This window comes from Streptomyces sp. NPDC018947, from assembly GCF_044390505.1.
In the GTDB taxonomy this organism is placed as follows: Bacteria; Actinomycetota; Actinomycetes; order Streptomycetales; family Streptomycetaceae; genus Streptomyces.
In genome coordinates, this window is sequence record NZ_JBIRZD010000005.1 from 245098 (window position 1) to 269890 (window position 24793).

Sequence of the window (24793 nt, forward strand, 5' to 3'; positions counted from 1 at the left end):
CGACCGGCCACCCCCGCGAGCCCCGGCGACCACGGACCCCGCACCCGTCGTCCCGCCCTCCCGGCGCAGCGCACCAGCGTGTTTGCACATGGATGGGCAAGAAACTACCCTGGCAGTACTCTGCACACCGATGGGCAATTAACCTGCCTTCGTTCCCGGGAGCCCTTCCATGCCCCTACTGGCCACCACACCCGTCGAGAAGATGACCGGGCCGTACCCACGGCGCTGGTGGGCCCTGATCGTTCTCTGCCTCAGCCTGCTCATCGTCGTCATGGCCAACACGTCCCTGATCGTGGCCGCCCCGGACATGACCACCGACCTGGGCCTGAGCAGCAGCGACCTCCAGTGGGTCATCGACGGCTACACCGTCCCGTACGCCGCGCTGATGCTGGTGCTCGGCGCGATCGGCGACAAGTACAGCCGCCGCGGCGCCCTGATCGCCGGCCTGGTGGTCTTCGCGGGCGGCTCGGTGATGGGCAGCCTCGTCCACGAGACCGACCTGGTCATCGCGGCCCGCGCGATCATGGGCGTCGGCGCCGCCGTCGTCATGCCGGCCACGCTGTCCCTGCTGGTCGCCATGTTCCCGAAGGGCGAGCGGGCCCGCGCCATCACGGCCTGGACGGCCACCTCCGGACTCGCCATCGCCGTCGGCCCGCTGGTCGCCGGCTGGCTGCTCGGCGACCACTCCTGGGGCTCGACCTTCCTGGTCAACGTCCCCATCGCGGTGCTCGCCGTCATCGGTGCGCTGGTCCTCGTACCGCCGTCCCGCGCGACCGGAATGGGTCGCATCGACTACGTGGGCGGCCTGCTCTCCATCGTCTCCGTCGGCAGCCTGGTCTACGCGACCATCGAGGGCCCGCACTTCGGCTGGGGCGCCGGCCCCGTCACCGCCGCCGCCGTCGCGGCCGTCGGCCTGGCCGCCTTCGTGGCCTGGGAACTGCGCCACCCGCAGCCCATGCTCGACGTGCGCAGGTTCCTCCAGCGGCCGTTCAGCGGTTCCATGCTGGCCGTGCTGTTCTTCTTCTTCGGCACCTACGGCGCCATCTACTACTCCACGCAGTTCCTCCAGTTCGTCCTCGGCTACGGCGCCCTGGAGACCGGTGTACGTCTGCTGCCGCTGGCCGGCGCCGTGTTCGTCGGCGCCGCGGTCACCGGACGGCTGACCCCGAAGCTGGGAGTGAAGGCCCTGGTCGGCGCCGGCATGGTCATCGGCACCGTCGGTGTCTTCCTGCTCGTCCTCGTCGAGAAGGGCTCGACGTACGGCGACTTCCTCGCCCCGATGCTGCTGCTCGGCCTCGCCATCGGCCTCAGCGTCTCCCCGGCCACCGACACCATCATGGGCTCCTTCCCGGAGAGCGAACTGGGCGTCGGCGGCGGTGCCAACGACACCGCCCTCGAACTCGGCGGCTCGCTCGGCATCGCCGTCCTCGGCTCCCTGCTCGGCACCGCCTACCGCGACGAACTGGCCGACCTCGCCGGCGGCCGGCTCCCCGCCGCCGCGCTGGACACCGCCCAGGACTCCGTCGGCGCCGGACTCGCGGTCGCCGAACAGGTCGCCAGGACGCCCTCCGGCGGACCGCAGCAGGCGCAGGCCCTCGCCGACGCCGTCCACGAGGCCTTCGCCCACGGCGTCTCCACGACCAGTCTCGTCGGCGGGATCATCATGGCCGCCGGCACCCTGATCGTCCTCGCCGTCCTGCCCGGCCGCCGCGCCCTCGACCGGCGCCGGCCCGCCGAAGGGACCGCGCCGGCCAAGGACCTGGAGACCAGCGACGCGGCGAGCTGAGCGGCGCGGCCCCCGGCCCCGCCCGGTCTAGCCGGCCGGGGCCGCCAGGGCCGCCAGCTCCTCCGCCGTGCGCGGACCCTCGGCCGGGTCCGTCAACAGCCCCCGGGCGCACAGCAGTCGCGCCGCCGCCACGCCCCACGGCAGACGCAGCCCGGCCCGCCCGAGCAGATCGGTGCGGGCCAGCGTCGTCGCCGTGGGGCCGGTGTGCACCCCGGACCCGGTGAGCAGCGCCGCGTCGTCGGACCAGCGCAGGGCGAGATCCACGTCGTGCGTGGCCATCACCACCGTCGTGCCGCCCGCCCCGAGCCGGCCCAGGGTGTCGAGCAGGCGCTCCTGCCCGTCCGGATCGAGCCCGGCGGTCGGCTCGTCGAGGATCAGCACCCGGGGCCGCATGGCGACCGCGCCCGCGATCGCGGCCCGCTTGCGCTGCCCGTAGGACAGCAGGTGCGTCGGCCGGTCGGCCAGCGCGGAGATGTCCAGCGCCGCGAGGGCCTCCTCGACCCGGCAGCGGACCTCCCGGTCCGGCAGCCCGAGATTCAGCGGCCCGAAGGACACGTCCTGGGCGACGGACGCCGCGAACAACTGGTCGTCCGGGTCCTGCACCACCAACTGCACGGTGGTCCGCAGCCGGGTCAGCCCCGCCCGGTCGTACGTCACCGGCCGCCCCTCGACGCTCAACCGCCCCTCGCGCGGCCTCAGTCCGCCGCTCAGCAGCCGCATCAGCGTCGTCTTGCCGCTGCCGTTGCGGCCCAGCAGCGCGAGCGCGCGCCCCTCGCGCACCTCGAAGTCCAGACCGCTCAGCACGACCGGCCCCTCCTCGTACGCGAAGGACGCGCCCCGCAGGGCGATCAGCGCCGGTTCGGCGGTCTCGCTCATGTCAACGGCCTTTCCAGTACGAAGGTGAGGGCGGCAAGTGCCGCGAGCAGCGCGAGGCTCGCCGCCGTGAAGGGCACGGAGACCCGGGCCCCGGGCACCAGCACGCGCAGCGTCCCGTCGTAGCCGCGCCCGGCGAGCCCGGCCTGCAGCCGGGCCGCCCGGTCGAAGGCCCGTACGAACGCGGTGGCTCCGAGCCCACCGAGCGAGCGCCAGGCGGCGGCCCGCGTGGTGTGCCCCAGCCGCGCGGCCTGTGCCTCGCGGATCCGGCGCACCGAGTCCAGCAGCAGGAAACTCATGCGGTACGTCACCAGCGCCACGTCCACCACCGGCGCCGGCACCCCGGCCCGCACCAGACGGGGCAGCAGATCGGACATCGGCGTGGTGAACGCGAACAGCAGCACCCCGAGCGACGCGGCCGACGTACGCAGCAGCAGCTCCCCGGCGCGCACCGCCCCGCCGTCCGCCACGCCCACGACACCACCGGGACCCCCGACCCGCACCAGCAGCGGCAGCGCACCGGTCACGCAGAAGCCGAGCGGCACCCGGTACGCCCGCCACAGCCGCCGCCCGGGCACACCCGCCGGTCCGAGCAGCACCACCAGCGCCGCGAGCAGCACGAGTGCCGCGCCCGGCCAGGGCGGCAGCGAGATCGCGAGCACGGTCAGGCCCAGCCCGAGCACCGCCTTGTCCACCGGGTGCCGGTGGCGCCACCGGCTGCTGTGCGCCGCCGCGTCGATCGGCAGCACTCAGTCCCCTTCGGACGCGGGCGCGTCCCGCCGGGCGGCCCGGGCCGCGCGTTCCTCACCCTGGCGCCGTCCCCGGCGCAGGCCGAGGCAGTACGCCAGCACCCCCGCGCCGAGGGCCGCCTGCGCGGCGAACAGCGCGGACTCGATCTCCCCGGACGGCGGCTCGAACAGCGGCGAGAACCACGGTTCGTAGTCCGGCTCGATCTCCGTGATCGTCTTCTCGGCCTCGGCGTCGGACCCGGTGAACGGCTCCTCCTTGTGGTCGCCTAGGCCGAGCACCAGCGGCAGCACCGCGAGCGCGGCCACGGCGAGCAGCAGCAGGACGTTGATCTTCGTGTTGCGGCTCACCGGGCCATCGCCTCCCCGCGCTCGCCGGCGCCGGCCGGCAGCACGCCCAGCCGGGTCAGTTCGCCCTTGCTGGACTGCACCAGCAGGCGCGTCACGACCACCGTGAGCAGGCCCTCGCTCACCGCGAGCGGGATCTGCGTGACGGCGAAGACGGACCCGAACTTGCCGAGCGCGCCCAGGAATCCGCTGCCCGGGTCCGGGAAGGCCAGCGCGAGCTGCACGCTGGTGACGCAGTAGGTGGACAGGTCGGCGACGAACGCCCCGAAGAACACCGTGACCATCAGCGGCACTCCGGATCGGCGCAGCAGCCGGTAGGTGCCGTACCCGGCCCACGGCCCGGCGATCGCCATGGAGAAGACGTTGGCGCCGAGGGTGGTCAGGCCGCCGTGCGCGAGCAGCAGCGCCTGGAAGAGCAGGGTGATCGTGCCCAGTACCGCCATGACCGGCGGCCGGAACAGGATCGCGCCCAGGCCCGTCCCGGTGGGATGCGAGCAACTGCCCGTGACGGAGGGCAGTTTCAGGGCCGACAGGACGAACGTGAAGGCCCCGGAAGCCCCGAGCAGCAGCGTGCTCTCGGGATGCTCCCTGACCTCACGGGTGAGTGACCGGACTCCGTGGACGACGAACGGCGCGGACGCGACGCCCCAGGCGATCGCGTGCGCCGGAGGCAGAAAGCCCTCGGCTATGTGCATGACTCGGCAGACCCTCTCCAGCACCTCGTGGATGGACGACGCGCCTTGGCCGGTCTCCTGGCTGACGGGTACCACCGCCCGGACTCCGCCTTCCCGGGTCACGAGGACCCAGTGGCTGCCCGCGAGGGCCGGAGCCGGACTTCCCGATTCACAGTGGCGAGGGCCGCACCGGCATCACACCGGATTTCCCGTTCACCAAGGCGTGGTGACAGTAGTGCGCCCACCGGGGCGGTGACAAGCGGCCCCACCCTTCGGCACGGGCGTCGCCGGGCCCGCCGAAAGGCCTCGGAGCTGCGGAAACGCCCGCAGCTCCGGTTCCTCGTCCGCCACCCGTGGCATCGGTCACGCGCCCCGCGGCCGACGGCTCACCGCAGGGCGGAGCCGGCCAGGTGCGCCAGGTCCCGCGGCCCGGCGGGCAGCGGGTCGTGCCGGACGTGCTCGGCGGGCAGACCGGCGTGGGCGAGCGCGGCCGTCACCGTGCGGACCATGTCCGGCGGCCCGGCGAGCAGGGCCCGGTCACCCGGTACGGGACCGCTGCGGGCCACCGCCCGCGCGAGCCGGTCGTACGGCCCCTCGTCCGGCGAGCCGCCCGCCACCGGGACCACCGTCAGCCAGGGGCAGCGCTGTTCGAGACCGGTCAGGTGGTCGGTGTCGTACAGGTCGGCCACGGCGCCCGTGCCGAGGAACAGCCGCACCCGGCGTGCCCGTTGCCCGGGTGCCGAGCGCGCACGGCGGTCGACGTCCCGCAGCACCGCCTTCATCGCGGCCCAGCCGGTGTCCCAGGCCACCAGCAGCAGCGCGCCCGCGGAGTCCTCCCCGAGCGCCAGCTCGCCCTTCGGCGGACCGAGCCGCACCTCGTCGCCGGGTCCGGTGCCGTGCACGAGGGCCTCGCTCACCCCGCCGGGGCCGGTGCACCTGACGTGCAGCTCCACCTCCCCGTCCTGGCCCGGCGAACCGGCCAGGTAGTACGGGCGCCAGGTGTGCGGCAGCCGGGCGGACTCCACGGCCGTGTACTGGCCGGCCCGGTGGCGGAAGGTCTCGTGCGGCAGGACCCGCAGGACCGCGAGATCCGGCCCGCACATCCGGTGGTCCGTCACCGTCGCCCGCCAGAAGGGGGGTTCGCGCAGGGCGGCGTCCGCGCCCCGGACCATCGCGTCGACGCCGAGCCGCAGCATCCGCGTCCAGGCCCGGTCGAGCTCCACGCTCCAGTGGTCGCCCGCCCGGAGGCGCACCGCCTCGCGCAGCGCCTCCTCGAACGCCGTGTACTGCGCCGGGCGCACCCCGAGCTTGCGGTGGTCGCGGCCCAGTTGCGTGAACCGCTCGGTGATCTCCTCGGGCCGGTCCAGATGCTCGATCTGGTACCAGAACGCCCGCGCCAGATGAGCCTCCTGGAACGCCATCGTGGCCGGGAACAGCGACCGCAGCGAGGGATGCCGGGCGAACAGCACCTGGTAGAGGTCCCTGATCAACTCGTCGAACGGGCCCACCAGATCGAGGTCCCGCATGATGATCCGCTGGTCCGCGGCCCCGTCGTACGACTCCTCTGCCGCGGGCCGCCCGCCGGTGTCACCGCCCGAGGAGAGCAACTGCCGCCGCAACCGCATCGCGTCGTGCCGGGCGAGGAGTGTGTGGTACGTGGTGCCGTCCTTGCTCATGGTCAGCAAACGCTCCGCTTCTGACGGACGCCTCTGGGCATGTCTGTGCTCCTTGCGAAAGGTGTCGCTGGGGTAAAAGCGCAGGTCAGTATGGCATTGAGGGCAATTGCCCCAAGGTCCCCGGGTGGCGGGGACGTTGGGCCCTCGACAACGGGAGGCGGATGTGCTTGCCGCCCTGCCGGTCAGGGCCGCCGTTCCTGTTCGGTGCGCCGCAGCACCGTGGCGCGCACCCGCTGGGTCAGCGCGGTGCCCGCGGCGGTGAGGAAGACGAAGCTGTAGAGGATCTGCAGCATGGTGACGATGCGCGCGCTCTGCCCGCGGGGCGTGATGTCCCCGTAGCCGACGGTGGCGAGGGTGACCACGGTGAAGTACAGGGAGTCGACGCGGGTGACCAGGCCGCGGAACTCACCGGGCTGCTTGGCCATCGCGTAGTAGGTGGCGGCGAAGACGTGCACGGTCAGCAGGATCAGCAGCGCGATGACCACGCCGGGATGGCTGTCGCGGCGGTCGGTGAGGACCTGGTGGATCTGCCGGAGCAGCAGTGCCGCCACGGCGCTCAGGACCAGGCCGAACAGCACCCAGCTCAGCACGGGCCGGTGGGGACCCAGGTGATCGAGGGGGAGCAGGAAGTAGGCCACGACCGTGCCCACCGCCGCGGCGGCCCGCAGCAGCCAGGCCCGGACCGTACCCGCCCCGGGACGCCGGACCCCGCGGGCGTCCCGGGGCGTCACCGGGCCGCCTCCGGTCCCGCCTTCGCCGGTGCCCCCGCCTTCGGCTCGCCGCGGCGGACCACTTGGGCCACGACGAACGAGACCACCGACGCGACGACGATCAGCGGCATCTGGTCGTGCGCGTCCTTGCCCACCAGCAGCACCGCCAGCACCGAGCTGGCCAGCGGCAGCCCCGTCACCGCGGCCGCTGCGGCGGAGATGCCGAGGGCGAGGGCCGGGGTCGCGCCGAAGCCCGGAAGTCCCGCACAGGCCATGGCCGTCGCGGCGCCCAGCAGTACGGCGGGGAAGATCGGACCGCCGCGCAGACTGCCCAGGGCGATGCCCCAGGCGAGGCCCTTGCACGCGACCAGCGCGACCAGCGCGCCCACGGACAGGGCGTGCGGGTGCGCGGCCAGTTCGGCGAGGGCGGCCTGGCCGGACAGGGCCGCCTCGGCGGGGGAGCGGCCGGTGATCAGCGCGTACGCGGCGACGCAGACGCCGACCGCCGTGGCGCACAGCACGGTGCGCGGGGCGGTGCGGTGCTCCGTCCAGGTGACCGTGCGGCGGCCGAGCGCGCGGGCCAGCGTGATCAGCACCGCGATCAGTGCCGCCGTCGGGACGCCCCACAGGAAGTCGCCGGCGTCCGGACCGGTGTTCGGCGGCACGTCCGGCAGGCCCAGCGCGCCGATCCTCAGGCCCGTCCAGTGCCCGAAGCCGGTGAAGACCAGGGCGCCCGTCGCGCTGGCCAGCAGACAGGGCAGCAGCAGGGTGACCATCTGGGCGCCGGCCAGCCCCGCACCCTCGATGAGCAGGACGGCTGCGGCGACCGGACCGCCGAGGATGGTGGAGATCGCGGCGGTGGAGCCGGCCGTCGCCAGGACCGCGCTCGCGCGGGGATCCACGTCGGGGCCCGCCCGCTGCAGCGCCAGCAGGGCGAGGCCGCTGCCGACCGCCATCAGGGGGGCCTCGGGACCGAGGACCACGCCGAGGGGCAGGGTGGCCAGCGCGGCGAGGACGGCACCGGGCAGCGCCTTGGGCCCGACGGGCGCGCCGCCCAGCCCGTTCACCGGCAGATGGCCGCCGCGCCCCGGCATCCGGGTCACGATCGGCGCCAGGATCAGCCCGGCCACCACCAGGGCGGGCAGCGGCCACCACCAGGGCGGGGTGCCGTATCCCACGGCCTTCGGCAGCGACGTCCACACCCAGTGTTGCAACTGGTGCTGGAGGCCGACGAAGAAGAAGCAGGCCAGCGCGATGGGGATGCCGAGCAGTACGCACAGCAGGAGCAGCCGCAGATAGCCGGTGCTGAGCAGTGTGCTCCGCAGGGACCGCTCGGCCCGCTCCGGTACGGCGTTCGCGGCGTTCGCGCCCGCCGAGCCCCGCGGCGCCGTCACGGGACCGTCGGCCCGGCGGCCGGCGACGGGGGGTGCTTCGACACGGGCCCTCCTCGGTCCGCCACCTCTGCGGCGCCGGCCCGACGGCCCGTCAGCGCGCCCACGCGTGCGTTTGCTGTGCGCCCCAGTAAACGCGAGCTCCGTCCCCACCGCATGCCACACACCCCCGCCGGAGTCAGGCCCCGCGCGCACCGGGCGGTGGGGGACGGGGGTTGCCGAGGCGCGTCGCCCCCCGGCCGACGGCGGGACCGCCTCCCGGCCCGGCCGCCGCGGCACGCGGCCCGCCGCGCGGTTCCGGGCCGTCCCGGGCGGACCGCCGGCGCGCCGCGCGCTCGGCGGCACGGCACCGTCCCCCCGGCTCAGCCGCGCTGGTGCGCGCACCGCACGCGCACCCGTGCGCCGCGTCCCCCCCGGTGGGGTGACGCACGGTCCGTTCACCCACGCGGTGAAGACGCCGCGTCCCGGGCGGACGACGTACGACAGCCCCGCTCCGTCGCGGCCGCGCCACGCGCGTCCTCGGTTCAGCGGCGACCCCGTCGGACCCGCGCCAGCAGTGCCGCGGCCCCCGCGAGGGCCAGCCCCGTGCCCGCGAGGGCCAGGGCGCGGGCGCGGGGGCCCGGAGGGGCGGGGCGGGCGCCCGGTGCGGTGGCGTAGGCGCTGCCCGGTGCGCCGGCCGGGCCGGGCAGCGCCGAGGCCAGGAGTTCCGCCAGGTGCACCCCCTCGTGGCCGCCGCTGTCGAACTCGTGGATCTGGGTGCGGCAACTGAAGCCGTCCGCGAGGACGACCGTCGTCTCGTCCTCCTCCCGCAGCCTCGGCAGCAGCACCCGCTCCGCGCACGCCTCGCTGACGTCCAGGTGGCCGCGCTCGAAGCCGAAGTTGCCGGCCAGCCCGCAGCAGCCGGAGTCCAGCCGCTCCGCGTCCACCCCGGCCCGGCGCAGCAGTTCCCGGTCGGCCTCCCAGCCCATGACCGCGTGCTGGTGGCAGTGCACCTGCGCCAGAGCCCGCGCCGACCGCTCCGGCACCCGCGGCGGCTCGTACCCGGGCGAGTGCGCGGTGAGCAGCTCCGCCAGCGTCACCGTCCGCTCGGACAGCCGGGCCACATCCTGGTCGCCGGGGAACAGCTCCACCGCGTCCGCCCGGAACACGGCCGTGCAGCTCGGCTCCAGCGCCACCACCGGCCCGCCCGCGCGCACATGGGGGGCCAGGGCGCGCACGGTCCGGGCGAGGACCCGTTCCGCCGTGCCGAGCTGCCCGGTGGAGATCCAGGTCAGCCCGCAGCACAGTGCCTCGTCGGGCAGCTCCACCCGCCAGCCCGCGTGCTCCAGCACCCGCACGGCCGCCCGCCCGATGTGCGGGTGGAAATGGTCGGTGAAGGTGTCCGGCCACAGCATCACCGTGCCGCGCCGCCCGTCGCCCTCCGGTTCGTGCCCGGCGAACCACTGCCGGAACGTCCGCTCGGCGAACAGCGGCACCTCCCGGTCCGCCGTCCCCGCGACGGCCACCGCGGCCCGCGACAGCAGCGGCGCGTGCGTGAACGCGTTGACGACCGGGCCGAGCCGGGCGCGGCCCACGATCCGCGCGAGCGCCGGCAGCCAGCCCATCGTCCAGTCGGAGCGGGGCCTGCGCCAGGGCCGGCCCGCGTAGTGGTGGGACAGGAACTCCGCCTTGTACGTGGCCATGTCCACGTCCGCCGGGCAGTCCCTCTTGCAGCCCTTGCAGGCCAGGCACAGGTCGAGGGCGTCCTTGACCGCCTTTGACCGCCACCCGTCCCGGACCGCCGCGTCACCGTGCCCGTCGAGCATCTCGAACAGCAGCCGTGCCCGGCCCCGGGTGGAGTGCTCCTCCTCCCGGGTCACCTGGTACGACGGGCACATCACGGTGCCCTCACTGGTGTGCTGGCGGCACTTGCCGACACCGACGCACCGGTTGGCGGCCTGCGCGAACGACCCTCCGTCGTGCGGGAAGCGGAAGTGCAGGTCACGGGGCTCGTGCGGCGCCCAGTCGGCGCCGAGCCGCAGCTTCTCGTCGAGACCGTACGGCGCGACGACCTTCCCGGGGTTCATCCGGTCCAGCGGGTCGAAAATGGCCTTCAGCCGCCCGAACGCCTCCACCAGCCCGTCGCCGAACATGCGCGGCAGCAGCTCGCCCCGGCTCTGTCCGTCGCCGTGCTCGCCCGACAGCGACCCGCCGAACTCGACGACCAGGTCGGCCGCCCGCTCCATGAACCTGCGGTACGTGGCCACCCCCTCGGCGGTGTACAGGTCGAACGGGATGCGGGTGTGCACGCAGCCGTGCCCGAAGTGGCCGTACAGGCTCGGCCCGGTGTCGCCGAGATAGCCGAACTCCTCGAACAGCGCCCGCAGCCGCCGCAGGTAGTCCCCCAGCTTCTCCGGCGCGACCGCCGAGTCCTCCCAGCCCTCGAAGGTGTCGGGCCGGCCAGGAACGTGCGCGGTGGCGCCGAGCCCGGCCTCACGGACCTGCCACAGCTCCTGCTCGCGCGCCGGTTCGTCCATGAACGCGCAGTCGGCGTCGTGCTCCGAGCGGTGCACCGCCTCCAGCATCCGGTGGGCCCGCGCGTCCGCCTCCTCGACGGTGTCGCCGCCGAACTGCACCAGCAGGAACGCCTTGCCCCCGGGCATCTCGGCCAGCGCCTGCGGATTGAGGTGCTTGATGCGCTCGTCGCGTATCAGCCGGGCGTCGACGCCCTCCAGCGCGATCGGCTCGTGCGGCAGCACCTCGGGCACCGCGTCGGCGGCCCGCTCGACGCTGTCGAACCCCAGCACCACCAGGGTGCGCTCCTTCACCACCGGCACCAGTTCCAGCTCCGCCCGCAGGACGGTGACCAGCGTCGACTCGCTGCCCACCAGCAGCCCGGCGACGTCGAAGCCGTACTCGGGCAACAGCGAGTCCAGGTTGTAGCCCGACACCCGGCGCGGGATGTCCGGGAACCGGCGGCGGATCTCGTCGGCGTACGTGTCGCGCAGGGCGCGCAGCCGCCGGTAGACGGTCGCCCGCAGATCGCCGCACCGCTCGATCTCCGCGTACTCCTCGTCACCGGTCTCCCCGCACCAGAAGCGGGTGCCGTCGTAGAGCAGCACCTCCAGGCGGGCGATGTTGTCGACGACCTTGCCGTGCGCCTGCGCCGTGGCGCCGCAGGAGTTGTTGCCGATCATGCCGCCGATGGTGCAGTTGGCGTGGGTGGCGGGCTCGGGCCCGAAGCGCAGGCCGTACGGCGCCAACCGCCGGTTGAGGTCGTCCAGGACGATGCCGGGCTGCACGACGCAGGTCCGGGCCTCGCGGTCCACGGACTCCAGGCGGGTGCAGTACTTCGACCAGTCGATCACCACCCCGGCGTTCGTGCACTGACCGGCCAGGCTCGTCCCGCCGCCCCGCGACAGCACGGGCGCCCCGTGCTCCCGGGCGACGGCCACGGCCTCGGCGGCGGCCTCCGGGGTGCGCGGCACGACCACGCCGATCGGCGTCTGCCGGAAGTTCGAGGCGTCCGTCGAGTACGCGGCCCGGCTGCCGGCGTCGAACCTGACCTCGCCGTCGACCCGCTCCCGCAGCGCGTCCCGCAGCGCGGCCGTGTCGACCGGCGGCGCCTGAGCGCGGACGACGGGCTCGGGCAGGTCCAGTGCGCCCATGGGTCCTCCTCGGCGGGATGTACGGTGCGACGGCGGACGAGGGGGCCGTGCGTGCCGCACGACGGCCGCCGGGTACCCTCCGCCGGTCACGGCAACCACGGGGCCGCCGGTGCGCGCAGGCAGGGGCGCGTCTCGTGTCGTTGTTGGGCCGAACGGGTGAGTTGACGTAAGAATTGGCTGGTGCACGCAATGAAGGCGAGTGGAATCGGGGGAGCCGGTGAACAGCTACGACGTCACCGATGAACAGTGGGAAGGGCTCGCCCAGGTCGTTCCGTTGCGCGGGCGCGACGCCTGGCCGTCCTCGGTCGGCCATCGCGCGCTGCCGGAGGCGGAGACGGAGGCACGCCGCCGTTTCGTCGTCCTGAGGGTCAACGTCTTCGCGGATGCCCGCGAGGTCGCCGAGACGCTGATGTCCGGCATCCCGGTGCTGCTGGACCTGACCAATGCCGAGTCGGAGGTCGCCAAGCGCGTCCTGGACTTCAGTACGGGTGTCGTGTTCGGCCTGGCCAGCGGTATGCACCGGGTCGACCGCAACGTGTTCCTGCTGACTCCGGCGGGGACCGAGGTGAACGGCCTGATGGAGGGCGCCGCCCAGGTGCCCGGGATCTGACGGGCCGGACGGGGCCGGGCACCGGCGTGCGACGGGCGTCGCGCGCCGCCCGGTCCCGTCGCCCGATCGTGGGAACGTCCGGCGGACGGAACGGTTCCCCGCGACGGCGGCGGCCTACGGTCCGCACATGGCCGTGTCACTCGCGTCGACGGCGTCCGCACAGGCCGCCTCCGCCCCGCCCCTTCCTTCGCCCCAGGACCGACCTCGCGTCACGCGACTGCGGCTGTCCGCCTTCGCCAGGCACCGGCGGACCGAGATCCCGCTCGCGCCCCTGACCCTCCTCGCCGGCCCCAGCGGCTGCGGCAAGACCAGCGCGCTGCGGGCCTACGAGGCGCTCGCGCGGCTCGGCGGCGGCGCGCGGCTCGACGCGGTCTTCCCCGACCCGGCCGCCTGCGTCCCCGAGCGGGCCCGCCCCGACGCCCAGCGGCGGCGGGGCTTCCGCATCGGCTGCACGGTGGACGGACCCGAGGGCCCGGTCCGGCTCGACCTGGCCGTGCAGGCGGAACCCGAGCTGCGGATCGTGGGGGAGCGGCTGTCGGCGAACGGGGTCGTCCTGCTGGAGACCGCCCTGCGCGACCCCGGCCGGCGTACGGTGCAGGCGGCCTGGCACACGGCCGGCCCGGCACAGGTCACCCGGGCCCCGCTGCCCGACGACCGGCTCGGCACCGCCCTGCTGCCGCTGCGCGTGGCCGGCACGACGGACGGGCAGCGCAGGGTGCTCGCGGCGGCCGAGCAGACGGTGGTCGCCCTGCGGTCCGTCTTCTCCTGCGACCCGCTCCCCGAGCGGATGCGCGCGCCCGCGCCCACCGGCCCCGGGCGGCTGCTCGGCGGCTGCGACAACCTCGCCGACGTGCTGGGGCGCACCCGGTCCGAGTGCGGGCGGCGGCACGCTCAGTTTGTCGCCGCCGTACGCGAGGGATGCGCGGACCCGGTCGAGGACGTCCTGGCCGAGCCCGCGGGCGGGGTGACGCGCGCCCTGCTGGACCGGGGCGACGGCGTGCGCACGGGCCTGGCGCGGCTCGGCGACGGCGAACTGCGCTACCTCGCCCTCGCGCTCGTGCTGTTCACCGGCCCCGGGGTGCTGGAGGTCGACCCGGCCGGCGAGGTGCCCGCCGCGCTGCAGACGCTCACCGTCCTCGCCGACGGCCTCGACCGCTGCCTCGACGTGCGCCAGCGGGCGGGACTGCTCGCCCTCGCCGCCCGGATGTGCGACCGCGGCCACATCCGCCTCGTCGCCTCCGTCGCGGACGCCTCCTGGGCCGCCGGGGCCGAGGGCGTCACGGTGGTACACCTGGAGCCGTGACCGATCATCCCCGCCCCGCCCCCGACCTGACGGCGCTGCGGCGCCGGCTGGCCGAGTTCGCCGCCGCCCGGAACTGGCAGCCGTACCACACCCCGAAGAACCTCGTCGCGGCGCTCAGCGTGGAGGTCTCCGAACTCCAGGAGATCTTCCAGTGGCTGACGCCCGAGCAGTCGTCCCGGGTCATGGACGACCCGGACACCGCGCACCGGGTGCGCGACGAGGTCGCCGACGTCCTGGCGTACCTGCTCCAGTTCTGCGAGGTGCTCGGCGTGGACCCGCTCGCCGCCCTCGACGCGAAGATCGACCGCAACGAGTCCCGCTTCCCCGCCCCAGGGGAGCGAGGGCCGCACGGGGACTGAGGAGACGGGCGCCGCGAACAAGGAGTTGGAGACTCCGCTATCACTCTCCGAAGTCGATTTCCGGTCCGAACTCCCTTTGTTGTCCGAAGATTTCCGCCTAGCTCTGGCTTTTCGCCCCACTCACCTTCACTCTGGGTAGTGAACAACGGAGTTCGGGCGGACGCGCCACGGCGCGTCGGGACAGACGGGGGCAGCGCATGGACGCGGTGCGGCTCATCGTGACGAGCGGGCGTGCCCTGGCCGCCGGCGGCGAGGTGCCTGAGATCCTGACGGAGGTGTGGCAGTCCCAGGCCCTCGCACAGGCGATAGGCAGCAGGCTGGCGGTCCACGGGCCGCCCGAACTGCGCGGCGAGGCACTGGGACTGACCGAACTGGCGGGCCGGGGCTGCGGAGTGCTGAGCACCCCCGAGCTGGCGCCGGGCGAGCTGCGCGCCGCCCAGCTCACCGAACTCGGCGACGCCCGCCAGGCCCTGATGTGCCTCGGCACGCTCCTCGGCGAGATCGGCATCGCCCTGGTCGGCATCGCCTGCGGGGTGGACGACGAGGGCACCTACTGGCAGTGCATGGAGGCCATCGACGCGGCGGACGAGTCACGCGACCGGGTCCTGGAGATGCTGCGCCGGCTCGCGGACCGGGACGCCGCGGCGCCGGTCCCCGAACCTGCGCCGCCGCAGCGGGCGGCGGGTTAGGGGGACATCCGCCGCGGCGCACGGCGGCCTGACCGGGGCACACCCTGCCACCAGGCAGGATGGAACGCATGGAACTGCGTATCTTCACCGAGCCCCAGCAGGGGGCGACCTACGACACCTTGCTCACCGTGGCGAAGGCCACCGAGGACCTCGGCTTCGACGCCTTCTTCCGCAGTGATCATTATCTGCGCATGGGATCCGTGGACGGCCTCCCCGGCCCCACCGACGCCTGGATCACGCTCGCCGGCCTCGCCCGTGAGACCAGCCGCATCCGGCTCGGCACCCTCATGACCGCCGGCACCTTCCGGCTGCCCGGCGTGCTCGCCATCCAGGTCGCGCAGGTCGACCAGATGTCCGGCGGCCGTGTCGAACTGGGCCTGGGCGCGGGCTGGTTCGAGGAGGAGCACAAGGCGTACGGCATCCCCTTCCCCAAGGAGAAGTTCGCCCGCCTCGAGGAGCAGCTCGCCATCGTCACCGGCCTGTGGCGGACCGAGGTCGGCAAGACCTTCGACTTCCACGGCACCTACTACGACCTCACCGACTCGCCCGCGCTGCCCAAGCCGGCCCAGGCGAAGGTCCCGGTGCTCATCGGCGGCCACGGCGCCACCCGCACCCCGCGCCTCGCCGCCCGGTACGCCGACGAGTTCAACATCCCCTTCGCCTCGATCGAGGACACCGAGCGCCAGTTCGGCCGGGTGAGGGCCGCCGCCGAGCAGGCCGGGCGCGGCGCCGACGCGCTGACCTACTCCAACGCCCTGGTCGTCTGCGTGGGCAGGGACGACGCCGAGGTCGCCCGCCGCGCCGCGGTGATCGGCCGCGAGGTGGACGAGCTGAAGGCCAACGGCCTGGCGGGCTCCCCGGCCGAGGTCGTCGACAAGATCGGCCGCTACGCCGCCGTCGGGTCCCGGCGGATCTACCTCCAGATCCTCGACCTCGACGACCTGGACCACCTGGAGCTGATCTCCTCCCAGGTCATGGGGCAACTGTCCTGACCCCGCCGCCGCGATAAAGGAAAGCGCCGGTCCCACGCGCTGTGCGATGGTGTGACCGTCGTCCTGCCGGGCCCCCGGGATCACCGTCCCCGGGGGCCTTCGCGTACGGCGGCCCCCGTCGTGTCCGTCCAAGCCGGAGAGGCCCTCCGCATGTTCCTGTCCCTCACCACCACCGGTACCCCCGAGCGCCCCGCGACCGACCTCGGCTTCCTGCTGCACAAGCATCCCGACCGCGCGCAGGCGTTCTCCACCTCCTTCGGCACGGCCCACGTGCTCTACCCCGAGGCGGAGGAGCAGCGCTGCACGGCGGCGCTGCTGCTGGAGACCGACCCGGTGGCGCTGGTCAGGCGCGGCAAGGGCAAGGGCAAGGGCCGGGGCGGCGCCCCCGACGCGGCACTCGCGAACTACGTCAACGACCGCCCCTACGCGGCCTCCTCACTGCTCGCCGTCGCGCTCGGCAACGTCTTCTCCAGCGCGATGCGCGGTGTGTGCAAGGCCCGGCCGGAGCGCGCGGCCGAGCCGCTCCCGCTGCGCGTGGAGGTGCCCGTCCTGCCCGCACGCGGCGGTCCCGACCTGGTCCGGCGCCTGTTCGAGCCGCTCGGCTGGGCGGTGACCGCCACCCCCGTACCGCTGGACACCGCGTTCCCCGAGTGGGGCGACTCCCGGTACGTGCGGCTGACCCTGGAGGCGGACACGCTCACGCTGTCCGAAGCGCTGCGCCACCTCTACGTCCTCCTGCCGGTGCTCGACGACGCCAAGCACTACTGGGTCTCCGCGGACGAGGTCGACAAGCTGATGCGGGCCGGCGGCACCTGGCTGTCCCGCCACCCCGAGATGAAGCTGATCACCAGCCGCTACCTGACCCGCCGCTGGTCGCTCACCCGCGAGGCGATGGACCGGCTGGAGCTGGTCCGGCTGGCCGAGACCGACGACAGCGAGGTCGAGGAGATCGACAACGCCGTCGCCGAGGAGGCGGAGCACGAGGAGCGGCCGGCCCCGCTCGCCGTCCAGCGGCGCGAGGCGATCCTCACCGTGCTGCGGGACCACGCCGCCGCCCGTGTCCTCGATCTCGGCTGCGGCGAGGGCCACCTGGTGCGCGAGCTGCTCAAGGAGCCGCGGTTCACCGAGATCGCCGGCGTGGACGTGTCGGTGCGCGCCCTCACCGTCGCCTCGCGGCGGCTCGGACTGGACCGCATGGGCGAGCGGCAGGCCGCGCGGGTGCGCCTGTTCCAGGGCTCCCTCGCCTACACCGACAAGCGGCTCGAGGGGTACGACGCCGCCGTCCTCAGCGAGGTGATCGAGCACCTCGACCTGCCCCGGCTGCCCGCCCTGGAGTACGCGGTGTTCGGCGCCGCGCGTCCGCGTACCGTCGTCGTCACCACGCCGAACGTCGAGTACAACGTGCGCTGGGAGTCCCTTCCGGCCGGCCACGTACGCCACCGCGACCACCGCTTCGAGTGGACCCGCGAGGAGTTCCGCGCGTGGGCGGAGCGGGTCGCCGGACGGCACGGGTACGCCGTCGGGTTCCGCCCGGTCGGCCCGGACGACCCCGAGGTGGGGCCGCCCACGCAGATGGCCGTGTTCACCCTCGGGACCGAGACCGAGACCAGGACCGAGACCGAGACCGAGATCAAGACCGGGACCCGCACCAGCAGCGAGTCGGGGACCGAGAAGGAGGCGGAGGCCGCATGACCACCACCGGCACCGGCGGGGCCACCGTGCGGGCCCGCGCCCTCCCCGTCACCGATCTCTCCCTCGTCGTCCTCGTCGGGGCCTCCGGCTCCGGCAAGTCCACCTTCGCCCGGCGCCACTTCAAGCCGACCGAGGTCATCTCCTCCGACTTCTGCCGGGGACTGGTCGCCGACGACGAGAACGACCAGAGCGCGAGCCGGGACGCCTTCGACGTCCTGCACTACATCGCGGGCAAGCGGCTCGCCGCCGGCCGCCGCACCGTCGTGGACGCCACCAACGTGCAGCAGGACGCCCGGCGTCAGCTCGTCGACCTGGCCAGGAAGTACGACGTCCTGCCGATCGCCATCGTCCTCGACGTGCCCGAGCAGGTGTGCGCCGAGCGCAACGCGACCCGCGCCGACCGGGCCGACATGCCCCGCCGGGTCGTGCAGCGCCACATCCGCGAACTCCGGCGCTCCCTGCGCCACCTGGAGCGCGAGGGCTTCCGCAAGGTGCACGTCCTGCGCGGCGTCGAGGAGGTCGAGCACGCCACCGTCGTCACCGAGAAGCGGTTCAACGACCTGACCCACCTCACCGGCCCGTTCGACATCGTCGGCGACATCCACGGCTGCTCCGCCGAACTGGAGGCGCTGCTCGCCAAGCTGGGCTACGCGGACGGCGTCCACCCCGAGGGCCGCACCGCCGTGTTCGTCGGCGACCTCGTCGACCGCGGCCCGGACAGCCCCGGCGTGCTGCGCCGTGTGATGTCCATGGTCACGTCCGGCAACGCGCTGTGCGTCCCCGGCAACCACGAGAACAAGTACGGCCGCCACCTGAAGGGACGCAAGGTCCGGCACACCCACGGACTCGCCGAGACCGTCGCGCAGATGGAGGGCGAGAGCGAGGAGTTCCGGGCCGAGGTACGGGAGTTCATCGACGGCCTGGTCAGCCACTACGTCCTGGACGGCGGCAGGCTCGTGGTCTGCCACGCCGGCCTGCCGGAGAAGTACCACGGCCGCACCTCCGGCCGGGTCCGCAGCCACGCCCTGTACGGCGACACCACCGGCGAGACCGACGAGTTCGGCCTGCCCGTGCGCTACCCGTGGGCCGAGGACTACCGGGGACGGGCGGCCGTCGTCTACGGCCACACCCCGGTCCCCGAGGCCACCTGGCTCAACAACACGATCTGCCTGGACACCGGCGCCGTCTTCGGCGGCAGGCTCACCGCCCTGCGCTGGCCCGAGCGCGAGCTGGTCGACGTACCCGCCGAGCGGGTCTGGTACGAGCCGGCCAGGCCGCTGCGCACCGAGGCGCCCGGCGGGCACGACGGCCGGCCGCTCGACCTCGCGGACGTCCAGGGCCGGCGCGCGGTGGAGACCCGGCACGCGGGCCGGATCACCGTACGGGAGGAGAACGGTGCGGCGGCCCTGGAGGTGATGAGCCGCTTCGCCGTCGACCCGAGGCTGCTGCCGTACCTCCCGCCGACCATGGCGCCGACCGCCACCTCCGGTGAGGACGGCTACTTGGAGCACCCGAAGGAGGCGTTCGCGCAGTACGCGGCCGACGGCGTGGAGCGGGTCGTGTGCGAGGAGAAGCACATGGGCTCGCGGGCGGTGGTCCTGGTGTGCCGCGACGCGGAGACGGCCCGGGCGCGCTTCGGCGTCGGGGGCACCTCCCGCTCGAGCGCGGCCGGGAGCGGGGCAGGCCCCACCGGGTCCCTCTACACCCGCACCGGCCGGCCCTTCCTCGACGACGCGTCCGTCACCGAGGCGGTCCTCGACCGGCTGCGCGCGGCGATCGGCGCGGCCGGCCTGTGGGAGGAACTGGCCACCGACTGGCTTCTGCTGGACGCCGAGCTGATGCCGTGGTCGCTGAAGGCGTCGGGGCTGCTGCGCTCCCAGTACGCCGCCGTGGGTGCCGCCTCCGGCGCGGTGTTCCCGGGCGCGCTGGCCGCACTGGAGGGCGCCGCCGCGCGGGGTGTGGAGGTCACCGGCCTCCTTGCCCGCCAGCGGGCCCGGGCCGCCGACGCCGCCGCGTTCACCGAGGCGTACCGCCGCTACTGCTGGACCACCGACGGCCTGGACGGCGTCCGCCTGGCCCCGTTCCAGATCCTCGCCGTCCAGGGCCGCAGCCTGGCCGCCCTGCCGCACGACGAGCAGCTCGCCCTCGTCGACCGGATGGTCGAGCACGACGGCAGCGGCCTGCTGCGGACCACCCGGCGGCTGTACGTGGACACCGGCGACCCCGAGTCGGTGCGGGCCGGTACCGACTGGTGGCTGGAGATGACCGGCCGCGGCGGCGAGGGCATGGTCGTCAAGCCCGTCGCCGCCCTGGTCCGCGACGGCAGGGGCCGTCTGGTGCAGCCCGGCATCAAGTGCCGGGGCCGCGAGTACCTGCGGATCGTCTACGGGCCCGAGTACACGCGCCCGGAGAACCTGGCCAGGCTGCGGCAGCGGTTCCTGAACCACAAGCGGTCCCTGGCGATACGCGAGTACGCACTGGGTCTGGAGGCCCTGGACCGGCTGGCGGACGGCGAGCCGCTGTGGCGGGTGCACGAGGCGGTCTTCGCCGTCCTCGCGCTGGAGTCGGAGCCGGTCGACCCCCGGCTGTGACCCGGTCCCGGCCGGCCCCGCGAACGGGCCGGCCGGGAGCGGCCACGACATGTCCGCGCAAGCGGGGGTGAACACGCGCCCGAATGGTCAGGATGGAGACATGGGATTCCACGTCGACTCCGAGGCCGGGCGGCTCAGGCGCGTCATCCTGCACCGGCCGGACCTCGAGCTCAAAAGGCTCACCCCCAGCAACAAGGACGCGCTTCTCTTCGACGACGTGCTGTGGGTGCGCCGGGCGCGCGCCGAGCACGACGGGTTCGCCGACGTGCTCCGCGACCGCGGGGTCGAGGTGCACCTCTTCGGCGACCTGCTCACCGAGACGCTGGACGTCCCGGCGGCCCGCCGGCTCGTCCTGGACCGGGTCTTCGACGAGAAGGAGTACGGGGTGCTGGCCACGGACCACCTCCGGGCCGCCTTCGAGACCCTGCCCGCCCGGGAACTGGCCGAGGCCCTGGTCGGCGGGATGACCAAGCGGGAGTTCCTGGACGCGCACGCGGAGCCGACCTCCGTGCGCTTCCACGTGATGGAGCTGGACGACTTCCTGCTCGACCCGCTGCCCAACCACCTCTTCACCCGCGACACCTCGGCCTGGATCTACGACGGGGTCTCCATCAACGCGATGCGCTGGCCCGCGCGGCAGCGCGAGACGGTGCACTTCGAGGCGATCTACCGGCACCACCCCCTGTTCCGCGACGAGGCGTTCCCCCTGTGGTCCGAGGGGCAGGCCGACTACCCCTCCACCATCGAGGGCGGGGACGTGCTGGTCATCGGCAACGGCGCCGTGCTCATCGGCATGAGCGAGCGCACCACCCCGCAGGCCGTCGAGATGCTCGCCCACAAGCTGTTCGCCGCCGGCTCCGCGCGCACGATCGTGGCCCTCGACATGCCCAAGCGGCGTGCCGTCATGCACCTCGACACGGTGATGACGATGGTCGACGGCGACACCTTCACCCAGTACGCGGGGCTGGGGATGCTCCGCTCGTACACCATCGAGCCGGGCGTGGGGGAGAAGGAGCTGAAGGTCACCGACCATCCGCCCGAGCACATGCACCGCGCGATCGCCGCCGCCCTCGGGCTGGGCGAGATCCGTGTGCTGACCGCGACGCAGGACGTCCACGCGGCCGAGCGCGAGCAGTGGGACGACGGCTGCAACGTCCTGGCCGTCGAACCGGGCGTCGTCGTCGCCTACGAACGCAACGCCACCACCAACACCCACCTGCGCAAGCAGGGCATCGAGGTGATCGAGATCCCGGGCAGCGAGCTGGGCCGGGGCCGGGGCGGGCCGCGTTGCATGAGCTGCCCGGTGGAACGGGACGCCGTCCCGTAGGGGGCCGTCCGGTGAGGGGGCCGTCACGGAGACGCGGGCCACGCGTACGCCCCCCATCCGGGCGCATATAAATTCAGGACTTCGTATAGACTTCCAGGAGTCCCTGTCCCTGTACCTCTGGAGCGCCCCCATGGCGACAGTCCCGACCGCCCTCGCAGGCCGCCACTTCCTCAAGGAGACCGACTTCACCGCGGACGAGTTCCGCGGGCTGGTCGGGCTGGCCGCGGAGCTGAAGGCCGCCAAGAAGGCCGGGAGCGAGACACCGTACCTGCGGGGCAGGAACATCGCGCTGATCTTCGAGAAGACCTCCACGCGCACCCGCTGCGCCTTCGAGGTCGCCGCCGCCGACCAGGGCGCCTCGACCACGTACCTCGACCCCTCGGGCTCGCAGATCGGCCACAAGGAGTCGGTGAAGGACACCGCCCGCGTGCTCGGGCGGATGTTCGACGCCATCGAGTACCGCGGCGACAGCCAGCGGAAGGTCGAGGAGCTGGCCGCGTACGCAGGGGTGCCCGTCTACAACGGCCTCACCGACGACTGGCACCCCACCCAGATGCTCGCCGACGTGCTGACCATGACCGAGCACAGCGCCAAGCCCCTGTCGGAGATCGCCTTCGCCTACCTGGGCGACGCCCGCTTCAACATGGGCAACTCCTACCTGGTCACCGGCGCGCTGCTCGGCATGGACGTGCGCATCGTCGCCCCGAAGAGCTACTGGCCCGCCCAGGAGGTCGTCGACCGGGCAGGCGAGCTGGCCGAGGCGAGCGGGGCGCGCCTCACGCTCACCGAGGCACTGGACGAGGGCGTCCGGGGCGCCGACTTCGTCGCCACGGACGTCTGGGTCTCCATGGGCGAGCCCAAGGACGTCTGGGCCGAGCGGATCCGCGCGCTGGCCCCCTACGCGGTGACCATGGACGTCCTGCGCGCCACCGGAAACCCGGACGTGAAGTTCCTGCACTGCCTGCCGGCCTTCCACGACCTGGACACCAAGGTCGGCCAGGAGATCTTCGAGGCCCACGGTCTCGACTCCCTCGAGGTCACGGACGAGGTGTTCGAGTCCGCGCACTCGGTCGTCTTCGACGAGGCGGAGAACCGGCTGCACACCATCAAGGCCGTGCTGGTCGCCACCCTCGCCTGAGTGACCCCGATAAGCTGACCGACGGCCCGGAGCCACCCCTTCCGCGCCGTCGGCCGCGACCACCGTCGCGCCCCGCACCACCAGAAACGAGCACCACCCGCAATGCCCGCTCCCCGCATCAAGTCCCCCCGGCTCCTCGTCGCCGAATCCGGCGCCGACCGCGAAGGCCACGGCCTGAAGCGCACCATGGGGCTGTTCCAGCTCGTGTGCTTCGGCGTCGGCGCCATCGTCGGCACCGGCATCTTCGTCGGCCTGTCCGACTCGGTCGCCGAGGCCGGCCCCGCCGTCGTCGTCTCCTTCGTCCTCGCGGCGATCACCTGCGTCTTCACCGCGTTCGCCTTCGCCGAGCTGGGCGGCGCGATCCCGGTCTCCGGCTCCTCGTACTCCTTCGCCTACGCCGGACTCGGCGAGCGGACCGCGTTCCTGGTGGGCTGGTGCCTGCTCCTGGAGTACGGCGTGTCCGTGTCCGCGGTCGCGGTCGGCTGGAGCCAGTACGTCAACGAGCTGCTGGACAGCGTCATCGGTGTCCAGCTCCCGCACGCGCTCTCCTCCGGCCCCGCCGACGGCGGTCTGATCAACCTCCCCGCGGTGATCGTCATCGCCCTGGCCTGCGTCCTGCTGGTGCGGGGCGTGCGCGAGAGCGCCCGGGCCACCGCCGCGATGGCCGTCCTCAAGCTCGCCGTCCTCGTCGCCTTCTGCGCCATCGGCTTCGTCGCCTTCAAGGAGGGCAACCTCACGCCCTTCTCCCCGGCCGGCCTCGGCGGCATCGGCGCCGGCACCACGGCCGCCTTCTTCTCGTACATCGGCTTCGACGCCATCACCACCGCCGGTGAGGAGGCGAAGAACCCGCGCCGCGACATCCCGATCGCCATCCTGGTCTGCATCGGCCTGGTCACGCTGCTGTACTGCGCGGTCGCCGTCGCCGCCATCGGCGCCGTCGGCGGGGGAGAGGTCGGCGACCGGCCGGCCGCGCTGTCCTACGTCGTCGACCAGGTCACCGGGTCCGCGATCGGCGGAGGGATCGTCGCCTTCGGCGCCGTCGTCGCCATCGCCTCGGTGGTCCTCGCCGTGATGTACGGCCAGACCCGCATCCTGCTGTCCATGTCCCGCGACGGACTCGTTCCGCCCGTCTTCGAGAAGGTCTCGCCGCGCACGGCCACGCCCGTCGCCGGCACCCTGATCGTCGGTGTGGTCTTCGCGCTCCCCGCGGCCTTCGCCCCGCTGGACGCGGTGGTCAACCTGTGCACCATCGGCACGCTCGCCATCATGGCCGCCGTCAACGTCGCGGTGATCGCGCTGCGCCGCCGTGAGCCGGGCCTCGCCCGGACCTTCCGCGTGCCGCTGTACCCGGTGACGCCGCTGCTCGGCATCGGCTTCTGCCTCTACCTGATCTACGAGACGGGCCCCTCGACCTGGCTCCAGTTCGCCGTGTTCCTCGCCGCGGGCCTGCTGATCTACACGGCCTACGGGCGCCGGCACTCCCGGCTCGCCCAGGCCGCGCTCACGCCGGCGGACGCCGCTGAGCGGGTACCGCAGGAAGCCTGAACCAGACCGCCTTGCCGGAGCCGGTGGGGCGGTGGCCGCAGGACGAGCTGAGGGCGCGGATCAGCAGCAGACCGCGCCCGTGTTCCTGCCAGGGGTCGGGCGGCTCCTTGTCCGGGCGGGTGAGGTCGCCCGGCGGCCGCGGGTCGGGGTCGTGCACCTCGACCTGGCAGCTCGTCGGCAGCAGCTCCACCACCAGCTCGATCGGGGCCCCGCCGGAGGTGTGCTCGACGGCGTTGGCGACCAGCTCGGCCGTCAGCAGCTCCGCGGTGTCGCTGTCCGCGGTGTGCTCCCGCTCGGCCAGCGCCGAACGCACCAGGGCACGGGCCACCGGCACGGCCGCGGTCGTGTGCGGCAGCGCGATGCGCCAGGAGGCGGGGGCGTGGGGGCGATCGTGCACGGCGAGTCCGTTCTGGAGCAGGCGGTCCTGTCCTGCTGTTCAACCCTACGAATGGTACGGCGCCCCCCGGCAGAGCCTTTCGACGGGCACCCCACGGGACGTTCGGCCCCGTCACCGGCGGTCTACCCAGGTGAACGCACGGACGCGCACGGGTGGCCCCGCTGTTACCGCGTTATCGACGTCCGGTGACGGATGTGACGGAAGTGACGCGATTCCGGCGCCCGGGTCCGGCCGCTCTATCGCGTAGTCGTGACGACAGTCACACAAGGGTGATAGCTTCGAGGTGCAGCGCTCAGTGA

The 24793-nt window shown here is 73.7% G+C and carries 20 protein-coding genes and 1 riboswitch; of the genes, 11 read left to right on the forward strand and 9 right to left on the reverse strand.

Features of this window, described 5'->3' with window-relative positions:
* The first annotated feature begins 169 nt into the window (after positions 1-169).
* A complete protein-coding gene (locus tag ACH499_RS12925) occupies positions 170-1786 on the forward strand; it encodes an MFS transporter (protein ID WP_399015407.1) in 1617 nt (538 codons plus the stop codon).
* Between the two features lie 27 nt (positions 1787-1813).
* Here the strand turns inward: ACH499_RS12925 and ACH499_RS12930 are convergent, their stop codons facing one another.
* The 8 genes from ACH499_RS12930 to ACH499_RS12965 form a co-directional block, all read right to left on the reverse strand.
* Positions 1814-2662, reverse strand: a complete 849-nt coding sequence (locus tag ACH499_RS12930) for an energy-coupling factor ABC transporter ATP-binding protein (RefSeq protein ID WP_399015410.1) — start codon at positions 2660-2662, stop codon at positions 1814-1816.
* On the reverse strand, positions 2659-3408 hold the full coding sequence (gene cbiQ, locus ACH499_RS12935) for a cobalt ECF transporter T component CbiQ (protein WP_356203485.1): 750 nt from the start codon (positions 3406-3408) through the stop codon (positions 2659-2661). The genes ACH499_RS12930 and cbiQ overlap by 4 nt, the downstream gene beginning before the upstream one ends.
* Positions 3409-3756 carry an energy-coupling factor ABC transporter substrate-binding protein gene (locus ACH499_RS12940; RefSeq protein WP_356203484.1) on the reverse strand — a complete coding sequence of 116 codons (348 nt, stop codon included), beginning with the start codon at positions 3754-3756 and terminating at the stop codon, positions 3409-3411.
* The gene (locus ACH499_RS12945; RefSeq protein WP_399015413.1) at positions 3753-4448 is read right to left on the reverse strand and encodes an energy-coupling factor ABC transporter permease; all 696 of its coding nucleotides are present in this window, start codon (positions 4446-4448) and stop codon (positions 3753-3755) included. Before ACH499_RS12945 ends, ACH499_RS12940 begins: the two co-directional genes overlap by 4 nt.
* A gap of 29 nt (positions 4449-4477) precedes the next feature.
* Positions 4478-4663, reverse strand: a riboswitch (cobalamin riboswitch).
* 150 nt (positions 4664-4813) lie between these two features.
* Positions 4814-6103 carry a globin domain-containing protein gene (locus ACH499_RS12950; RefSeq protein WP_356203481.1) on the reverse strand — a complete coding sequence of 430 codons (1290 nt, stop codon included), beginning with the start codon at positions 6101-6103 and terminating at the stop codon, positions 4814-4816.
* Between the two features lie 182 nt (positions 6104-6285).
* Positions 6286-6774: a potassium channel family protein gene (locus ACH499_RS12955; protein WP_399015519.1), complete on the reverse strand. Its 489-nt coding sequence runs from the start codon at positions 6772-6774 to the stop codon at positions 6286-6288.
* A gap of 56 nt (positions 6775-6830) precedes the next feature.
* Entirely contained in the window at positions 6831-8207 is a 1377-nt protein-coding gene (locus ACH499_RS12960; RefSeq protein WP_356203479.1) for a chloride channel protein, read from the reverse strand.
* 521 nt (positions 8208-8728) lie between these two features.
* Positions 8729-11851: an FAD-binding and (Fe-S)-binding domain-containing protein gene (locus ACH499_RS12965; protein WP_399015417.1), complete on the reverse strand. Its 3123-nt coding sequence runs from the start codon at positions 11849-11851 to the stop codon at positions 8729-8731.
* A 217-nt stretch (positions 11852-12068) separates the two neighbouring features.
* Between ACH499_RS12965 and ACH499_RS12970 the strand changes: the two genes are divergently transcribed.
* The 10 genes from ACH499_RS12970 to ACH499_RS13015 all read left to right on the forward strand — a co-directional run bounded on the left by ACH499_RS12970 (position 12069) and on the right by ACH499_RS13015 (position 24097).
* Positions 12069-12461, forward strand: coding sequence for a cell division protein SepF (locus ACH499_RS12970; protein WP_356203476.1), 393 nt, complete (start codon positions 12069-12071; stop codon positions 12459-12461).
* Positions 12462-12588: 127 nt separating this feature from the next.
* A complete protein-coding gene (locus ACH499_RS12975) occupies positions 12589-13764 on the forward strand; it encodes an ATP-binding protein (RefSeq protein ID WP_356203475.1) in 1176 nt (391 codons plus the stop codon).
* Positions 13761-14123: a nucleotide pyrophosphohydrolase gene (locus ACH499_RS12980; RefSeq protein WP_356203474.1), complete on the forward strand. Its 363-nt coding sequence runs from the start codon at positions 13761-13763 to the stop codon at positions 14121-14123. Before ACH499_RS12975 ends, ACH499_RS12980 begins: the two co-directional genes overlap by 4 nt.
* Positions 14124-14320: 197 nt before the next feature.
* Positions 14321-14812 (forward strand): DUF6099 family protein, encoded by a 492-nt coding sequence (locus ACH499_RS12985; protein WP_356203473.1) that lies wholly within the window; start codon positions 14321-14323, stop codon positions 14810-14812.
* A gap of 68 nt (positions 14813-14880) precedes the next feature.
* Positions 14881-15804, forward strand: a complete 924-nt coding sequence (locus ACH499_RS12990; protein ID WP_356203472.1) for an LLM class F420-dependent oxidoreductase — start codon at positions 14881-14883, stop codon at positions 15802-15804.
* 150 nt (positions 15805-15954) lie between these two features.
* Positions 15955-17496 (forward strand): 3' terminal RNA ribose 2'-O-methyltransferase Hen1, encoded by a 1542-nt coding sequence (locus ACH499_RS12995; RefSeq protein ID WP_356203471.1) that lies wholly within the window; start codon positions 15955-15957, stop codon positions 17494-17496.
* On the forward strand, positions 17493-20087 hold the full coding sequence (locus tag ACH499_RS13000) for a polynucleotide kinase-phosphatase (protein WP_399015423.1): 2595 nt from the start codon (positions 17493-17495) through the stop codon (positions 20085-20087). Before ACH499_RS12995 ends, ACH499_RS13000 begins: the two co-directional genes overlap by 4 nt.
* A gap of 100 nt (positions 20088-20187) precedes the next feature.
* Entirely contained in the window at positions 20188-21414 is a 1227-nt protein-coding gene (locus ACH499_RS13005; RefSeq protein WP_356203469.1) for an arginine deiminase, read from the forward strand.
* Positions 21415-21544: 130 nt separating this feature from the next.
* A complete protein-coding gene (gene argF, locus ACH499_RS13010; RefSeq protein ID WP_399015427.1) occupies positions 21545-22552 on the forward strand; it encodes an ornithine carbamoyltransferase in 1008 nt (335 codons plus the stop codon).
* A 102-nt stretch (positions 22553-22654) separates the two neighbouring features.
* The gene (locus tag ACH499_RS13015) at positions 22655-24097 is read left to right on the forward strand and encodes an amino acid permease (protein WP_356203465.1); all 1443 of its coding nucleotides are present in this window, start codon (positions 22655-22657) and stop codon (positions 24095-24097) included.
* Here ACH499_RS13015 and ACH499_RS13020 read toward each other — a convergent pair.
* The gene (locus ACH499_RS13020) at positions 24054-24494 is read right to left on the reverse strand and encodes an ATP-binding protein (protein WP_356203463.1); all 441 of its coding nucleotides are present in this window, start codon (positions 24492-24494) and stop codon (positions 24054-24056) included. The two genes, ACH499_RS13015 and ACH499_RS13020, sit on opposite strands and share 44 nt — an antisense overlap.
* Positions 24495-24793 lie beyond the last annotated feature (299 nt).

What these genes read in the sequence shown, in the direction of transcription:
- ACH499_RS12995 (WP_356203471.1), top strand. Translation starts at nt 15,955, where the DNA reads ATGTTCCTGTCCCTCACCACCACCGGTACCCCCGAGCGCCCCGCGACC.
- ACH499_RS13000 (WP_399015423.1), top strand. Translation starts at nt 17,493, where the DNA reads ATGACCACCACCGGCACCGGCGGGGCCACCGTGCGGGCCCGCGCCCTC.
- ACH499_RS12990 (WP_356203472.1), top strand. Translation starts at nt 14,881, where the DNA reads ATGGAACTGCGTATCTTCACCGAGCCCCAGCAGGGGGCGACCTACGAC.
- ACH499_RS13005 (WP_356203469.1), top strand. Translation starts at nt 20,188, where the DNA reads ATGGGATTCCACGTCGACTCCGAGGCCGGGCGGCTCAGGCGCGTCATC.
- ACH499_RS13015 (WP_356203465.1), top strand. Translation starts at nt 22,655, where the DNA reads ATGCCCGCTCCCCGCATCAAGTCCCCCCGGCTCCTCGTCGCCGAATCC.
- ACH499_RS12945 (WP_399015413.1), bottom strand. Translation starts at nt 4,448, where the DNA reads ATGCACATAGCCGAGGGCTTTCTGCCTCCGGCGCACGCGATCGCCTGG.
- ACH499_RS12975 (WP_356203475.1), top strand. Translation starts at nt 12,589, where the DNA reads ATGGCCGTGTCACTCGCGTCGACGGCGTCCGCACAGGCCGCCTCCGCC.
- ACH499_RS12925 (WP_399015407.1), top strand. Translation starts at nt 170, where the DNA reads ATGCCCCTACTGGCCACCACACCCGTCGAGAAGATGACCGGGCCGTAC.
- ACH499_RS12985 (WP_356203473.1), top strand. Translation starts at nt 14,321, where the DNA reads ATGGACGCGGTGCGGCTCATCGTGACGAGCGGGCGTGCCCTGGCCGCC.
- ACH499_RS12950 (WP_356203481.1), bottom strand. Translation starts at nt 6,103, where the DNA reads ATGAGCAAGGACGGCACCACGTACCACACACTCCTCGCCCGGCACGAC.
- ACH499_RS12930 (WP_399015410.1), bottom strand. Translation starts at nt 2,662, where the DNA reads ATGAGCGAGACCGCCGAACCGGCGCTGATCGCCCTGCGGGGCGCGTCC.
- argF (WP_399015427.1), top strand. Translation starts at nt 21,545, where the DNA reads ATGGCGACAGTCCCGACCGCCCTCGCAGGCCGCCACTTCCTCAAGGAG.
- ACH499_RS12965 (WP_399015417.1), bottom strand. Translation starts at nt 11,851, where the DNA reads ATGGGCGCACTGGACCTGCCCGAGCCCGTCGTCCGCGCTCAGGCGCCG.